The 16,186-nt window shown below is 68.2% G+C and carries 12 protein-coding genes; 3 read left to right on the forward strand and 9 right to left on the reverse strand.

The window, feature by feature from the left end; all coding sequences use genetic code 11:
- Positions 1 to 104 precede the first annotated feature (104 nt).
- On the forward strand, positions 105 to 1,169 hold the full coding sequence (locus tag ACN27E_RS20600) for a TerC family protein (RefSeq protein ID WP_422744250.1): 1,065 nt from the start codon (positions 105 to 107) through the stop codon (positions 1,167 to 1,169).
- Positions 1,166 to 2,749 (forward strand): aldehyde dehydrogenase (NADP(+)), encoded by a 1,584-nt coding sequence (locus tag ACN27E_RS20605; RefSeq protein WP_422744252.1) that lies wholly within the window; start codon positions 1,166 to 1,168, stop codon positions 2,747 to 2,749. The genes ACN27E_RS20600 and ACN27E_RS20605 overlap by 4 nt, the downstream gene beginning before the upstream one ends.
- A gap of 14 nt (positions 2,750 to 2,763) precedes the next feature.
- Here the strand turns inward: ACN27E_RS20605 and ACN27E_RS20610 are convergent, their stop codons facing one another.
- On the reverse strand, positions 2,764 to 3,420 hold the full coding sequence (locus ACN27E_RS20610) for a WHG domain-containing protein (protein ID WP_422744254.1): 657 nt from the start codon (positions 3,418 to 3,420) through the stop codon (positions 2,764 to 2,766).
- Positions 3,421 to 3,483: 63 nt separating this feature from the next.
- On the opposite strand from ACN27E_RS20610, the gene ACN27E_RS20615 reads away from it, so the two are divergent.
- Complete coding sequence (locus tag ACN27E_RS20615) at positions 3,484 to 4,926, forward strand: carotenoid oxygenase family protein (RefSeq protein ID WP_422744256.1); 1,443 nt, start codon at positions 3,484 to 3,486, stop codon at positions 4,924 to 4,926.
- Here ACN27E_RS20615 and ACN27E_RS20620 read toward each other — a convergent pair.
- The 8 genes from ACN27E_RS20620 to ACN27E_RS20655 form a co-directional block, all read right to left on the reverse strand.
- On the reverse strand, positions 4,923 to 5,555 hold the full coding sequence (locus ACN27E_RS20620) for a chemotaxis protein CheB (protein ID WP_422744258.1): 633 nt from the start codon (positions 5,553 to 5,555) through the stop codon (positions 4,923 to 4,925). The genes ACN27E_RS20615 and ACN27E_RS20620 overlap by 4 nt on opposite strands.
- The gene (locus ACN27E_RS20625; RefSeq protein ID WP_422744260.1) at positions 5,542 to 6,411 is read right to left on the reverse strand and encodes a CheR family methyltransferase; all 870 of its coding nucleotides are present in this window, start codon (positions 6,409 to 6,411) and stop codon (positions 5,542 to 5,544) included. The genes ACN27E_RS20620 and ACN27E_RS20625 overlap by 14 nt, the downstream gene beginning before the upstream one ends.
- A complete protein-coding gene (locus ACN27E_RS20630) occupies positions 6,408 to 9,929 on the reverse strand; it encodes a response regulator (protein WP_422744262.1) in 3,522 nt (1,173 codons plus the stop codon). The genes ACN27E_RS20625 and ACN27E_RS20630 overlap by 4 nt, the downstream gene beginning before the upstream one ends.
- A 5-nt stretch (positions 9,930 to 9,934) precedes the next feature.
- Entirely contained in the window at positions 9,935 to 12,547 is a 2,613-nt protein-coding gene (locus ACN27E_RS20635) for a two-component system response regulator (RefSeq protein WP_422744264.1), read from the reverse strand.
- A 105-nt stretch (positions 12,548 to 12,652) separates the two neighbouring features.
- Entirely contained in the window at positions 12,653 to 13,846 is a 1,194-nt protein-coding gene (locus tag ACN27E_RS20640) for a metallophosphoesterase (RefSeq protein ID WP_422744266.1), read from the reverse strand.
- A 1-nt stretch (position 13,847) separates the two neighbouring features.
- Positions 13,848 to 14,870 carry an allantoicase gene (gene alc / locus ACN27E_RS20645; protein WP_422744268.1) on the reverse strand — a complete coding sequence of 341 codons (1,023 nt, stop codon included), beginning with the start codon at positions 14,868 to 14,870 and terminating at the stop codon, positions 13,848 to 13,850.
- Positions 14,871 to 14,893: 23 nt separating this feature from the next.
- Positions 14,894 to 15,415: a 2-oxo-4-hydroxy-4-carboxy-5-ureidoimidazoline decarboxylase gene (locus ACN27E_RS20650; protein WP_422744270.1), complete on the reverse strand. Its 522-nt coding sequence runs from the start codon at positions 15,413 to 15,415 to the stop codon at positions 14,894 to 14,896.
- 168 nt (positions 15,416 to 15,583) lie between these two features.
- Positions 15,584 to 16,069: an inorganic diphosphatase gene (locus ACN27E_RS20655; protein WP_422744272.1), complete on the reverse strand. Its 486-nt coding sequence runs from the start codon at positions 16,067 to 16,069 to the stop codon at positions 15,584 to 15,586.
- Between the last annotated feature and the right edge of the window lie 117 nt (positions 16,070 to 16,186).

Raw genomic sequence — 16,186 nt, forward strand, 5'->3', positions numbered from 1 at the left:
GTCAGTACGTCATCCGACATCGGATGACCGGTGCTGCGGGCCGACGCCTGTTGTGGGCGTCGGTGGAAGAGACCTCCGGCGTGTTCGACGACCGGAGGTCTTGAGTGAACGTATCCGCCCTCGAATGGGGCATCACCATCGGCGTGACGGTGGCGGTGCTGCTGTTCGACGTGATCGCGATCGCCCGGCGGCCGCATGAGCCGTCGATGAAGGAATGTTCGATCGCGCTGACGGTCTACGTCTCGCTCGCCATCGTCTTCGGCATCTGGGTGTGGATCTTCCACGGACACGACTTCGGCGTCGAGTTCTTCGCCGGGTGGCTCACCGAGTACAGCCTGTCGGTGGACAACCTGTTCATCTTCATCATCATCATGGCCAGCTTCAACGTGCCGAAGAAGTATCAGCAGGAAGCGCTGATGGTGGGCATCATCCTGGCGCTGATCTTCCGCGGCATCTTCATCGCGCTCGGCGCGGTGGCCATCGAGCAGTTCAGCTGGGTGTTCTACATCTTCGGCCTGTTCCTCGTGTACACCGCCTGGAATCTGGCGCGCGACTCCGACCACGAGGACGACGGGGACAACGCCGTGGTCCGCTTCGCCCGCAACCACCTGACGCTGACCGACAAGTGGGATGGCCTGAAGCTGTGGATCAAACAGGACGGCAAACGGCTGATGACGCCGATGTTCCTGGTGATCGTCGCGTTGGGCACCACCGATCTGATCTTCGCGCTGGACTCCATTCCAGCGATCTACGGTCTGACCCAGGAGCCGTACCTGGTGTTCACCGCCAACGTGTTCGCCCTGATGGGTTTGCGGCAGCTGTTCTTCCTGCTCGGCGGGCTGCTCAAGCGCCTGGTGTTCCTGTCCTACGGTTTGGCGTTCGTGCTGGCCTTCATCGGTGTGAAGCTGTTCCTGCACGCGCTGCACGAGAACGAGCTGCCGTTCATCAACGGCGGTGAGCACGTCCCGGTGCCCGAGATCAACACGCTGCTCAGCCTGGGCGTCATCGTCGTGACGCTGATCCTCACCACGGTGCTGAGCCTGTGGAAGACGCGCGGTCAGTCCGCGCAGGAGACCTCGGAGGTCAAGGAAGCCATCGCCGGCGATGATTCCGCCGAATCCGGCCAGCAGCAGGCCGACGAGTCGCCGACCAAGTTCGACTCCCGTTGATCGCCGGGACCGCACCGACCGGTCACCTGCTCATCGCCGGCGCCGAGGTGCGCGGGCCGGGGCCCGAGATCCGTGGCTTCGATCCGACCAGGGGCGCCGACCTCGAACCGGCCTACCGCTACGGCGACGCGTCGCACGTCGACGCCGCCTGCGCTGCCGCCGCCGAGGCGTTCCCCCGTTATCGCCAGCTGCCCGCTGAGCAGCGGGCGGTCTTCCTCGAGGCGATCGCGGACAACATCGCCGCGATCAGCGATGCGCTCGTCGCCTGCGCGCACGCAGAATCGGGCCTGCCCGAAGCGCGGCTCAGCGGTGAGGTCGGCCGAACCTGCGGCCAGCTGCGGCTGTTCGCGGACGTCCTGCGCGAGGGCAGTTGGAACGGCGCCCGCATCGACACCGCCCGGCCCGACCGGTCACCGCTGCCGCGCCCCGATCTGCGTCAGCGGATGGTGCCGCTGGGCCCGGTGGCCGTTTTCGGTGCCAGCAACTTCCCGCTGGCCTTCTCCGTCGCCGGGGGCGATACGGCATCGGCGCTGGCGGCGGGCTGCCCGGTCGTGGTCAAGGCCCACGACGCCCACCCGGGAACCGCCGAACTCGTCGGGCGGGCGATCACCGCCGCCGTCGCCGACACCGCGGTCCCGGCCGGGGTCTTCTCGCTGCTCTACGTTCCGCAGGAGCTGGGCACCGCGCTGGTGAGCGATCCGCGGATCAAAGCCGTCGGATTCACCGGGTCACGGGCCGGCGGACTGGCCCTGGTTCAGGCCGCGGCCCGCCGCCGAGAACCGATTCCGGTCTACGCCGAGATGAGTTCGGTCAACCCGGTGTTCCTGTTCGCCGGGGCGCTCGCGCGCCGCGCCGACGAGCTGGGCCGGGGGTTCGTCGGCTCCCTCACCCTGGGGTCCGGGCAGTTCTGCACGAACCCCGGACTGGTCGTCGCGGTCGACGGCCCCGGCCTCGACGCCTTCGTCACCGCCGCCGCCGATGCCCTGAGCGCATCGGCGGCCACCGCGATGCTGACCCCGGCGATCGCCGAGAACTACCGCGCCGGGGTCGACGCGCTCTCGGCGCAGGCGGATGTGGTCGCCCGTGGCGCCGACGGCGGCGCGGCTGTCTCCTGCCGGGCAGCGCTGTTCAGCACCGACGCCACCCGTCTGCTCGGCTCGCCGTCGCTACAGGCCGAGGTCTTCGGCGCGTCCGGCCTGATCGTGCGGTGTGCCGACGTCGAGGAGATGAAGCGCGTCGCCGCGAATCTCGAGGGCCAGCTCAGCGCCACACTGCACACCGACGACTCCGATCTCGCGCAGGCCGCTGAGCTACTGGCGATCGTGGAACTCAAGGCCGGTCGGATCGTCTTCAACGGATGGCCGACCGGTGTCGAGGTGAGCCACGCGATGGTGCACGGCGGCCCGTTCCCGGCCACCTCGGACTCCCGGACCACCTCGGTGGGATCCCGGGCGATCGAACGGTTCCTGCGGCCGGTCTGCTACCAGGACGCACCCGCGCCGCTGCTGCCCACGCCGGTCGCCGACGGCAATCCGGACCGATTGTGGCGCCGGATCGACGGCGTGCTGACCCGCGACTGATCCCACGGGGCCGATCAGGTCCGTCCGAGCCGCTCCAACGCCGATTCGAGCGATCGGTCGATCCGTTCGCGCGCATCGCCCAGGCCGACGAGGGTGTCGAAGATCGTCGGCGCCAGGATCTGGCTCAGACCGTGGTCCTGGTGGCCGAAGAAGCCGGCGATCTCCAGCAGCACCGCACCGTGCGCGATGCTCCACAGCCGCCCGGCGACCACCGACACGCCGTCGTCGCGGATGCGGCCGGCCGCGATCATCCTGGCCACCACGTCGAGGAGCGCGTCGAAGGACACCCGGAACTCGGCGCGGCTGCTGGCCGTCCCGGTCGTGGTCAGGTCGGCGTGGTGCCGGTTCAGCGACTCCGCCGACGTGCCGAACATCATCTGATACCGCTGCGGATGGGCCAGCGCGAACTCGCGATAACGGATTCCGAGCACGATGAAGTCCGCGACCGGATCGTCGGTGTGCGCCGCCTCGGTCAGCGCCTCGGTGAAGCGGGCGAACGCTGCGCGGGCGATCGCGTCGATCACCCCGGTCATCCCGCCGAAGTGGGTGTACACCGCCATCGTCGAGGTGCCGGTCTCGGTGGCCAGCTTCCGTGCGCTCAGCGCTGCCAGGCCGTCACGTTCGAGGATGCGGATGCCGGCGTCGACGATCTGGGTTTTCGGGTCGGCCACCTTGCCATCCTGTCATAACGGTGTTATACCGGACGCAGTCATAACACTGTTATAGGGGGCGGCATGACCAACCGGTATCTGACGGACGTCTTCGCGCCGATCACGCAGGAGTACACGCTCGGCGATCTGGAGGTGCAGGGGACGATCCCCGCCCACCTCGACGGCCGCTATCTGCGGAACGGCCCGAATCCGATCGGGGAGGTCGACCCCGAGCTGTATCACTGGTTCATCGGGGACGGCATGGTGCACGGCATCCGCCTGCGCGACGGCAGGGCCGAGTGGTACCGCAACCGGTGGGTGCGCGGTCCGCAGGCGGCCCGAGCTCTCGGAGAACGCCCGCCCGCCGGCCATTTCGGCGGCTCGCCGATCGCAGCCAACACCAACGTCATCGGACACGCCGGCCGGACGCTGGCCCTGATCGAATCCGGCCTGGCGAACTACGAGCTGACCGACGAACTCGACACCGTCGGGGTGTGCGACTTCGACGGGACGCTCACCGGCGGGTACACCGCCCACCCCAAACGCGATCCGGACACCGGCGAGCTGCATGCGGTGTCCTACAGCATGCGGCGCGGAAACACCGTGCAGTACTCGGTGATCGGGGTCGACGGCCGAGCCAGGCGCACCGTGGACATCGAGGTCACCGGTAGCCCGATGATGCACGATTTCTCGCTGACCGAACGACACGTCGTCTTCTACGATCTGCCCGTCACCTTCGACGTCCGCCAGGCCACCGAGATGACGGTGCCGCGCGGACTGCGGCTGCCCGCGCGACTCCTGTTGTCCGCGTTGATCGGACGGGTGCGCATACCTGAACCGCTGAGCTCGCGACAGCCCGCGGCCAGGACCGCCGATCGGCGGTTCCCGTATTCCTGGAACCCGCGGTATCCGGCCCGGGTCGGGGTGATGCCGCGAGACGGCGGTTCAGCCGACGTGCGGTGGTTCGAGGTCGAGCCCTGCTACGTCTTCCACCCGATGAACGCCTACGACGACGGTGACTCGGTGGTGCTCGACGTCATCCGCCACCCGAAGATGTTCGACACCGACCGCCTGGGTCCCAACGAGGGGCCGCCGACGCTGGACCGCTGGACGGTGGACCTGGTGGACGGCAAGGTGCGCGAATCGCGCATCGACGACCGCGCGCAGGAGTTCCCGCGGGTCGACGAACGGCGGGTGGGCAAGCGCCACCGCTACGGGTACGCGCCGACCGTCGGCCGGGGCGGCTCCGGCGATGACACCCTGGTCAAACACGACCTGGTCGGCGGCGGTACGGTGACTCGGTCCTTCGGCCCGGGAAATGTGGTGGGCGAGTTCGTCTTCGAACCGTCGACGCCGGAGGCCGGCGAGGATGAGGGCGTCGTCATGGGATACGTGTACGACCGCGCTGCCGACCGCAGCGCGTTGGCCATCCTCGACGCGCAAACCCTCGCAGACGTCGCCAGAGTGCAACTGCCGCATCGGGTTCCGGCGGGATTCCACGGAAACTGGGTGCCGGCGACCGGTTAGCCGGCCGTGCGCGCGACGACCGCGGTCAGCCATTCGCCGATGCCCCGCGGGTCGGCGATGTGATCGGGGTCGACCCGGCGCAGCGCGGCGTTCACCGCGACGGCCGCCTCGCACGTCGCCGGATCCTGCAGCACCACGCGACCCCCGGCGGCTTGCACGGCCGCGCATCCGGCGGCGCCGTCTTCGTTCGCGCATGACAACAGCACCGCCACCACCGAATCGGCGAATTCGGCCGCGGCGCCGAACGTCACATCGATGGACGGGCGGGAGTACGCCACCGGGGCCTCCAGGCTCAGATGGGCCCGGACGCCCGGCTCGTCGACATACGGCGCGACCGGTGACTGTGGATCGCTGGACAACCTGCGGCGCCGGCCCAGCAGGAGGTGGTATCCGGCGGGTGCCACCGTGACGGTACCGGGCGGACATTCCGACGGGCTGTCGTCGGGCTCCCGGATCGGGATGCGGGTGTAGCTCTGCAACACCGCCGTCAGCGGCGAGTGGGTGGGCGGACGGTGCAGAACCACGATCCCGACGCTGTCACCGATCCCGGTGAGGGTGGAGAAGATCCCCTGGACCGCCTTCATCCCCCCGGCGCTACCGCCGATGACGATGACCTCAGGGCCGGGCACGGTGGGTCTGATTCGCCACATAAATGCCCTGCCGTCGGTTCAGCGGGGAGAACAGCCGCAACCCTTCTGCGGTCAGGCTTTCCCGCGGTCCGATCACGAGATTGCCGAAGGAGGACAGACTTTCGGCGAACAGGAGTTCGGCGCGGCGCTGCAGGGTCGCCTCGAAGTAGATGAAGACGTTGCGGCACATGATCAGGTTGAATTCGCCGAACGCACTGTCGGTGGCGAGGTTGTGGGAGAAGAACTCCAACCGCGACCGCAGCTGCGGGCTGAGGATGCACCGGTCGTATCTGGCGACATACCAGTCGGAGAACGGCCGCCGGCCGCCGCTGGACTGATAGTTGCGGGTGGCGCGAACCATGTCGTCGGCCGGATAGATCGCCGCGGTCGCCCGGCGCAGTGAGTCGTTGTCGATGTCGGTGGCGTAGATGGTGCTGCGCTCCAGCAGACCTGCCTCGTCGAGCAGGATGGCCATCGAATAGGCCTCCTCGCCGGTTGCGCACCCGGCCACCCAGATCCGGATCCGTGGATAGGTGGCCAGGCGCGGGAGCACCTCGGCCCGGATCTCGGCGAACACCTCGGGGTCGCGGAACATCTCGGTCACATTCACCGTCATCGTCGCCAAGAAGTCGGCCAGCAAGTCGGGCTCACGCAGGATCCGGCTCTGCGCCTGTGAGATCGTGCCCAGGGCATGGCGGTTCACGAACACCGCCAGGCGCCGGTTCCTCGAGGCGTCGCTGTAGTGGCGGAAGTCGTACCCGAGATATTCGAACACGGTGTAGAAGAACGCGTCCGCCTCGATCGCGGCCAATCCCCTGGTACGTGCCGGATTCGGGACTTCCGCAGGCACCTTCATCGGCTGTCGGAGCTTTCGGGCTGCTCCCGCGGCCGGCTGCCCAGCCAGACCCGCAGCACCGAGGTGAGTTGATCCATGTCGACGGGTTTGGTGACGTAGTCCGACGCGCCGGCGTCCAGACACTTCTGCCGGTCGCCCTTCATCGCTTTCGCGGTGAGCGCCACGATGGGCAGATTCCGCCAGCGGCTTTCGGCCCGGATCCGGCGCATCGCCTCGTACCCGTCCATCACCGGCATCATGATGTCCATCAGCACCAGACCCACCTCCGGGTGAGCGGCCAGGGTGTCCAGTCCGGCCTGTCCGTCGCGGGCGGGCAGCACCGTGATGCCGTAACGCTTCAGGGCGCTGCCGAGCGAGAACACGTTGCGGACGTCGTCGTCGACGAGCAACACCGTGTGACCCTCCAGCGACTCGTCGACCCGTTTGGAATCCGACAGGATCTGGCGCGCGGAATCCGGCATGTCGGTGGCCACCCGATGCAGGAACAGCGCCGTCTCGTCGAGCAGCCGCTCGGGGGATTTCGCGTTCTTGAGCACGATGGCGGCGGCGAGCGCCTCGAGACGTTCGGTCTCCGCCGCGCTGAGTTCGCGCCCGGTGTGCACGATCACCGGCAGGCTCTTCTCCTTGAGCTGGTCCTTGATCCGCTCGATCAGGTCGATGCCGTCGATGTCGGGCAGGCCCAGATCCAGCACCAGGCAGTCATAGGAGGTCGGACCGGCCAATTCGGTGAGCACCTGTTCGCCGTTGCTCACAGTGGTGATCGCGATGTCGTCGCTCTCGATCATGTGCTTGACCACTTGGCGTTGGTTGGCGTCGTCCTCGGCGACCAGGACGTGCCGCGGGCCGGGCCGCAGAAAATCGGTGATGGTGGTGAACATCGACCGCAGCTCCGACAGCCCGGCGGGTTTGCTCAGCGTCTGAATGGCGCCCATCCGCCGGCCACGGCCGTCGTCGTTGGTCCCGGAGACGACGTTGACGGGGATGTGCCTGGTGGCGAGATCGTGTTTGAGCACATCCAGCACCACCCACCCCGCCATATCGGGTAGGCCGATGTCCAATGTGATTGCCGCGGGCTGTCGCTGCTTGGCCAGTGCCAGCGCCATCCGGCCGCTGGGGGTGACCACCGCGTCGAATCCGGCCTCGTCGGCGAGTTCGGCCAGCATGCCGGCGAAGGTGGGGTCGTCCTCCACGATCAGCAGCACTGGACGGCTGCCCGTTGGCCAGGACACCGACGACGTGTCGACGTCGTCGTGGTCGACCCCGCCGACCCCGCCGTTGACTTTCCCGTTGGTCGCCGCGGGAGCCGGGGTGGCGGCGATGGCGGGCGGGGTGGGGCGCGGTGTCGCCGCCGGTGTCTCGGGTCCGGTCACCGGTGTCGGCGCATCCCCGGTGGGCAGATAGCAGGTGAACGTCGAGCCCTCGCCGAGTGCGCTGCGCAGGGTGATGTCGCCGCCGAGCTGGCGGGCGAGCTCTCGGCTGATCGCCAGACCCAGACCGGTCCCGCCGTACTGCCTGGTCGAGCCCCGTGCGGCCTGTTGGAAGGACTCGAAGACCAGGTTGTGATCCTGCTCGTCGATTCCGATGCCGGTGTCCACCACGGCGATGGCCAGATACTCATCGCCCGGGGCGCCGGAGAGATCACGCGCACCGGCGAGCCGGACCGTCACCGAACCTTCGTGGGTGAACTTGACGGCGTTGGCCGCCAGATTCTTGACGATCTGCTTGACCCGGGTGAAGTCACTGGTCAGTGCCGGTGGGGCGGCCTCGTCGACCTCGACGCGGAAGGTGATGCCCTTGTGCTCGGCGACCGGGACGAAGGTGCGTTCCATGAAGCTGACCAGTTCGGCGGTACGGATCGTTTCGCTCTCCAGCCGCAGCGATCCCGATTCGACCTTGGCGAGGTCGAGCACCTCGTCGATGAGGTTGAGCAGATCCTTGCCGGATTGCTGGATGGTGTCGGCGAATTCGCGTTGTTTGGCGCTGATCGGCTCGTCGGATTCGGCGAGCAACCCGGCCAGGATCAGGATGCTGTTGAGCGGGGTGCGCAATTCATGGGACATGTTGGCCAGGAATTCGGATTTGTACCGCGACGAGACGGCCAGTTCCTCGGCCTTGACCTCCAGCGATGTGCTGAGCCGCTGCAACTCCTGGTTCTTCTGCTCCAGCGACTGGGCCTGCTGTTCGAGCCGTTCCGAACTCGCCTTGAGTTCTTCACGCTGCGAACGCAATTCCTCGGTGGTCTCCTCGAGTTCGGCGTTCTGCGCCGACAACATGTCTTCGCGCTGCAGCAGTTGCTCGTTGGCCGCGCGCAGTTCCTCTTCCTGGGTCTGCAGTTCCTCGGTCTGGGCTTGGGACACCCGCAGCAGTTCTCGCGTCTGTTGCGCCGCCTCGATCGCACTGAGCGCCACGCCGGCACCGAGGGCGATGCTCTCCAACAGGTCGATGTCGTCGGCGTCGAACAGGCGCAACCCGGCGAGTTCGAGCACGCCGAGCACCTTCGACTCGAAGCGGACCGGAATCAGGATCAGCGACACCGGCGCCGTTTTGCCCAGCCCGGACACGATCTCGACGTAATCGCCGGGCGCGTCGGTCACTTCGATTCTGGTGTCCTCCAGCGCGCACTGACCGACCAGCCCGTCGCCGAGTCCGAACGAGGACGGCAGACCTTTGCGGCGGTGGAACGCATAGGACGCGGTGAGCGTGAAGCGCCCGGGGTCGTCGGGGGCGTGGAGATACAGGGCGCCGTGTTTGGCCCCGACGGCCTCGGCGGTGCGTGACACGATGATCTTGCCCGCGGCCGCCGCATCGTCGACCCCCTGCACCTCGGTCATCAGGTCGGCCTGGATCTCCTTGGAGCGGCGGGACTTCTCGCTCTCGGCGGCCGCTGTGGTCACCGTGCGGTGGATGTTGCGACTGGTCAGGAACATCAGCACGCCCAGCACGGCAACGATCGCGCTGGCGAAGCTCCACAGCAGGGTCCGGCTCGCGCTGATGGCGTGCGCCGCCCGAGCGTTCGCCTCGCCGACGGCTCGGAGGGTCTCCTCCTCGATTTGGCGGAGTTGATCCTCCAGCGTCGCCGACTCCCGATCCAGGCTGCCGGCCTCCTCTGCCGCGGTGGCGGCGTCCAGTGGCGGCCCCGCGTCCGCCTGGTTCTCTGCGCGGAAGGAGTCCCACGTGGTCAGGGCCTGGCGGTAGAGCGTCCGGACGTTGGCGTCGGCGGCCTCGGCGGCCGCCTGGGCGAGTTCGTCGCTGATCGAGGATCCGACCTCGCGCACCGTCGTCACGATCTGGGCTCGCCGGGCCGGCTCGGTGGCGAAGAGCAGCTCGTTGTAGGTGGCGATGAAGGTCTGCAGGTCCCGTGCGATGTCCAGCGCGTCGACCTGGGCTTCCCGGGCCTGCGAACGCTCCTCGTAGAAGGCGGAGATCCGGTTGGTCTGAACGGTGAACAGCGTGTTGGCCAGGATGACGGCCAGCACCGCTGATCCGCACAACAGCGTCAATCGGGTCGCGAGCTTCATTGGGCCTAGGCCTCCGCCAGTTCGGTGGTCGGCCGGAATTGTCGGCCGGGTGCCGTTTGTGCGGCCAGCTCGGCCGCCTCGATCGGATGGGCGTACACAAAACCCTGTTGCAGAACGCATCCCGCCTCACGGAGCCAGTGCGCCTGGTTCGGGGTTTCCACCCCCTCGGCGATCGGAACGGCCTGCATGTGGGTGGCCACCGCGATCTGACTCCGAACCAGTCGCTGCACCCGCTCGTTTCGGTCCACCTGGGCGATGAACGAGCGGTCGATCTTCAGCCAGTCGATCGGGATGTGCACCAGATTGGTCATGCTGGCGTGATCGACGCCGAAATCGTCGATGGCGAGCGCGAATCCCAGCTCGTGGGCATGGCTCAACGTCGAATAGGCCGGGGCGGGATCGGCGTTGAACGCCCGCTCGGTGAGCTCGAGGCAGACGCGCTCCGGCGCCACTGCGTGCTGGCGTTGCACGTCGATGAGGTGCTCGATGAAGTGCGGATCGAGCACCTGTTCGGGGGAGAGGTTGACGTGCAACCGCACGTCGTCGCGGCCCAGGGCGGCGTAATCGGCGAAACTGCGTTCCATGATCCAGCGGCCGAGGGCGCCCACCTGGCCGGTAGCCTCGGCCAACCCGAGGATCTCGGGCGCGGGAATCTCCTCGTCACCGAGGCGCCAGCGCACCAGGGCCTCCAGCCCGACCAGCGTTCCGGTGCCGGCGTGCACGATCGGCTGGTACACCATGCGGAAGTCCGAGCGTGCGATCGCATCGGCCACAGCGGCCCGCAGATACGCCTTGCCCTGATGCCGGGAACCGATGACGTCGGTGTAGAGCACACAGTCCCCCGACCGGTTCTTCTTGGCCTCGAACATGGCCATATCCGCCTGGGACAGCAGTTCCTCCGCGTTGTGGGCGCTCTCGCCCAGACAGGCGATGCCCATGCTCAGCGAGGGCTGGATCGTCGTGTTGCGGCACTGCACCGGTTCGGTCTGGATGTCGCGCAGGATCCGGTTGCCGGCCTCGACCGCTGCGCGGGTCGACGCCAGACCCTCGAGCACCACCACGAATTCGTCACCGCCGATGCGGCAGGCCAGGGTGTCCCGGCCGACCGATGCGCGCAACCGGCTGGCCACCTCGAGGAGCAGGTCGTCGCCGGTGTCGTGGCCGTAGGTGTCGTTGACCGCCTTGAACCGGTTGACGTCCGCGTAGAGCAGTGCGACCAGACGATCTCCTCCGGGATTGCGCTCGGTGAGCACCGCGAGCCGTTCGGTGAGCTGTCGGCGGTTGGCCAGATCGGTGAGTGGGTCGTGGGTGGCCAGGTGCCGGATCTCGGTCTGGGCGTGCTTGATCTCGGTCAGGTCGTGCACCACGACGGCCGCGTGCAGGTCGACCGGGTCGCCGATCGGCGACAGCGTGATCATCACGTCCACCGGGCGGCCGTCGTGGGCGACCAGCGTCATCTCCAGCGCGAGGTCCTGGTGCGACGCCAGGGTGGCGCGCAGTTGGTCGTCGAGTCGCTGCCGGTGTGTCTGGACGGCGAGATCGACGATGGACCGGCCCAGCAGGTCATCTGCGTCCCCGCTGAACAGCGCGGTGGCCGCCTTGTTGCAGCTGCGGATCCGCCCGGTGGCGTCGACGGCGAGGATGGCGTCACCGGTGGCCTGCATGACCGCCGCGTATTCGGCCTGCACGCGGTAGAGCGTGGCGTTCGAGATCGCCAGCGCCGCGGCCACCGAGGCCCCCCGGAACAGGGCGCGTTCGGTCTCGGAGAAGGACGGACCGTCGGTCCGGCCGATGCAGAGGACACCGACGCGCTGCGCGCGCGCGGTCAACTGCTCGACGAGTACCGCCCGATAGGCCGGGGGTTGGTCGCCCCGGCCGGCGAGGTGTCCGGCCAGCCACACCTGCAGTTGTTCGGGTGTGCTGCCCGCGGCGGGCGGAGACACCGAGTCGTGCCAGCCGTCGTCGACGGTGGGCAACCGCAGGACACAGTCCGCGCCGAACATGTGGCTGAACTCGGCGACGATCGACCGCTCCAGGGAGGCCACGTCGATGCTGGCCTCGGCGAAGACGTTGGTCAGCCGTTCGCGCCGTCGGGTGATGGCCAGCTCCTCGCGCTGCCGGATCTCCGCGGCGCGGGCGGTCTGCAACTGCTGCTCGTGCAGCTTGCTCGCCTCCGCGCGCAGCCGCGCGAACGACTGGTCGAGTTCGAGCAACGCCTTGACCTTGGCGTAGAGCACCTGGCGGGAAACCGGTTTGACGAGGAAGTCGACCGCGCCCAGATCGTATCCGCGGCCGAGGTCGCCGGCTTCGGCCTGACCGGTGAGGAAGATGATCGGCGTGGACGCCGTCTCGTCGGCCTCCCTGATCAGCTGTGCGGTCTCGAAGCCCGTCATACCGGGCATGTTGATGTCGAGCACCACCACGGTGACCGTGCGCTGCAGCAGCACGGTGAGTGCCTCCTCGCCGGAACTGGCCTGCACGATCTCGCAGTTCAGCGGGTTCAGGACAGTCACCAGCAGCTCACGCAGCCGGGCGTCGTCGTCGACGACGAGGACGATCTGCTCCCGATCGGGTGCCTGGTCCTCGTGCAGCGCACCGGTCGCGGGCTCGGGGATCACGTATCCCTCCTACCCGCTTCACCGCCGCACCCCTCGGCGGTCACCGAAAATCATAGGTGGATTGCCGCCGACCGGGGGCTTTCTCGGGGCTGTGGGCCTGGAACGTCAGTCGCCATTCTGCAGGGCGAGCACGGTGATGTCCGGCGGTGCACCGATCCGGACCGGCGGCCCCCAGAACCCGGCGCCGCGGGTGACGTAGAGCTGGGTGCCGGGGACGCCGGCCACCGTGGACAGACCAGCGAGCGACGGCTGCACCGCCCGCACCGCATAGTGGAACGGCCACATCTGACCACCGTGGGTGTGTCCGGAGATCTGCAGGTCCACCCCTCGCGCCGCGGCGTCGCCGACCTGCACGGGTTGATGGGCCAGCAGGATCGTCGGTGCGGAGGCGTCGCGCCCGGCCAGCGCCCGGTCGAAATCCGGCGGGTCGGAATGCTGCTGTCCGGTTAGATCGTTGACGCCGGCCAGGGTGAGCGACGCGCCGGCGCGGGTGATCGCGGTGTTCTCGTTGCGCAGCGGCGTGACCCCGAGGCGTTCGAGCTCGAGCAGCCACTGCGCCGTGTCGGGCACGAAATACTCGTGGTTTCCGGTGACGAAGAACGCGCCCTCACGCGCCACCAGATCCTGCAGCGGCTCGGCGGCCCGGCCCAGTTCGGCCACGGTGCCGTCGACCAGATCCCCGACGATCGCGATCAGATCCGGTTCGGTCTGGTTGATCATCGCGACGATGCGCTCGGTGTGCGCGCGGCCGGCCAGCGGTCCCAGGTGGATATCGGAGACCACCGCGATGCGGAATCCACTGAACGCCGGATCGAGCCGGCGCAGACCCACCGGAACCCGCAGCAGATCGGGCGGCCCCAGCGCGGTGGCGGCGCCGACGCCCACCAGTCCGACCGAGGCTGCGCCCGCCGCGACCGCCCCGGCCCGGGCCAGGAAGATCCGCCGGTTGACCGCCGAGTCCGCGGGTTCCGGGGTCGGCTCGCCGGCCGGCGCCGACGCGGGTGGGCGCCTCACCCAGCGGCGCATGACCAGCCGCACCGGCTCGAGCACCAGCAGGGTGAGGAAGAGGTACGCGGCCAGCCCGAACCACAGATATCCCGGCCAGGCCAGCCAGGGCGACTCCGGCCAACCGGTGAGCCGCGGGAGCATCAGGGCGGCCACCAGCAGTGCGGCCAGGGCGAGCAGCACGCCGGTGAGCACGACGCGGGTGCGCCCACGGTGCGTGGTGTCGCGGACCATCCGCTTCCAGATGTAGAGGTGGATCAGGCCCAGAACCGTGCTCAGGACGACGATGAACATGTCAGCCCGACAGGCTCCAGTTCTCCTCGACGCGCCGCAGCCCGTCGTCGGTGAGCCGGCCGAACAGCCGTAGCCGCGCCAGCCCGCCGTCGGGATGGATGTCCAGTCGCGCCTCGGTGACCGGTCGCGTCTCGTCGATCAGAAACCGGTGCCGGGTGTCGGGCTGCAGGGGTGTTCCGGTGAGCAGGTCGAACCATTCGCCGTCTCCGTCGCGTCCGCGAAGCTGCGCCGAGCCGGGGGCGTTACCGATGAAATAGGACGTGTCGATCTCGGCGAAGGTGAGCACACCGTGGCCGGCCAGCTGCACGCTCACCCAGTCGTTACCGTCGTCGCGCCGCCGGGAGGTCTCCCAACCCTCACCCATGGTGCGCGCCGTGCCGGGCAGCAACAGGTTGTTCGGTGAGCTGTAGAACATGTTGGAGCAGCCGGTGATTCGGCCACCGTTCTCGACCGCGGCGAGATCCAGTGGCAGATCGGCAAATTGGGGGTCGAGCAGACCTTGGGCGTGCACCCGGAACCGTGCGACGCCGCCGTCGGGATAGATGGTCAGCCGCACGTGGGACCATCGGCGGTTCGAGGTGACCTCGAACGGATTGCGGGTGTCGCCGTCGATCGGGCTGCGTTCCACCAGCGTGGTCCAGTGCCGGCCGAGCAGCTCGTCGACCGGCGGATGACCGTGGACGTAGAGGGCCTCGACAGATACCTCGGGTGGGTAGTTCCCGGTGAAGAAGGCGGTGTCGACGACGACCCCGCGCACGATGCCGGGGGCCCCGAGCCGCACGATCACCGAATCGTGGGACTCGTGATCGGCGCCGCGGCGCCGCCGGGTCTCCCAGCCGTCGTAGATCTGTCCCTTGTGCCCGAACGTCGCCGGTCGGTGCTCCGCGGGCACCGGCCGGATCAGGTTCTCCTTCTCGGCGAACAGTTCGTCGTTGGCCCACACGACCGCTGCGCCGGCCGCCCGGGAGGCGAGATCGGGCAGTGCGAGGAAGTGTGAGTGCGGCGGGCTCGAGGGAGTGCTCACCCCGCCAACCGTAGGCCAGCGGCCTACCAGTTGTGATAGCCGCCTTCGGGACCCAGCATGCGCTCGAGTCGGCTGCGGTTGATGCGGCACAGCTCGTCGCGCACGACCTTGCGCTCGGTGTCACGGTCGTGACGCAGCCGGTCGGCGATCGCGGTCAGCACGTCGGCGGCCCGCAAGCCGTTGACGTACATGACGAAACCGAATCCGAAGTGGGCGACGTAATGGTTGGCCGCGGCGCCGAGCTGATCCATCACCTCGGGGCGTTCGTCGAACACCGCGCACTGCTCCGCCGCTGATTTCGGGCTGCCCGGCCGGCGCCCGATGTCGGGGTGCGCCTGCAGGATGTCGTCGATCGAGTCCTCGGCGAGGCCGAACAGCAGTTCATCGGCGCGCCGGTAGAACGTCTCGCGATCCGGATAGGGCCGGTCGCGGGCCAGGTCGGCGGCCAGCGGCACGCTGAAGCAGCATTCGTAGACCGCGTGCACGGCGCGGCGCAACGGCATCGTGTTGTAGGCGTCGAGGCCGACGCACTGATGCATCAGCATGACCCCATTCTGGGAGCCGGAATGGGCGACGGCGTTACACCGTGTTACGGACAGGCTAAATCCCGGCCCGCCGGCTGGGCACCCACGATGTGCGTAATGCTGTGGCGGTTCAGCGGCCGAATTTCCGCCCTGGCGTCACGCAAATGCCAGAACGCTCACCCAGAAGACTCAGTGGTCGGGCGTGTAGCGATCGAATGAGCGCTTGATCTCGGCCTCCGCGGCGGCGCGGTCGGCCCAGTCGGCGGCCTTGACGAACTTGTTGGGCTCGAGGTCCTTGTAGTGCACGAAGAAGTGCTTGACCTCTTCGAGGATCTGCGGCGGGACGTCGCCCACGTCCTGGATGTGGTCCCAGCGCTTGTCACCGGCCGGTACGCAGAGCACCTTGTCGTCGCCGCCGGCCTCGTCGGTCATCTGGAACATCGCCACCGGACGGGCGTCGACGAGGATGCCGGGGAACAGCGGCTCGGGCAGCAGCACCAGCGCGTCGAGCGGGTCGCCGTCCTCTCCGAGGGTGTTCTCGATGAAGCCGTAGTCGAGCGGATAAGCCATCGACGTGTACAGGTAGCGGTCCAACTTGACCCGGCCGCTGTCGTGGTCCACCTCGTATTTGTTGCGCGAACCCTTCGGGATCTCGATGACGACCTCGAACTCCACCGCTGCTGCTCCTTCGCATGAATCCGGCCTCGGGTCGCCGGGTGACTTCGCGGGTCCACACTAAACGAGCGATACGCTGCTGTAGGCGGGGTGGCTCGGTCATCCCCTCGACAGCAG

Origin of the sequence: Mycobacterium sp. WMMD1722 (genome assembly GCF_049315205.1) — a bacterium.
In the GTDB taxonomy this organism is placed as follows: domain Bacteria; phylum Actinomycetota; class Actinomycetes; order Mycobacteriales; family Mycobacteriaceae; genus Mycobacterium.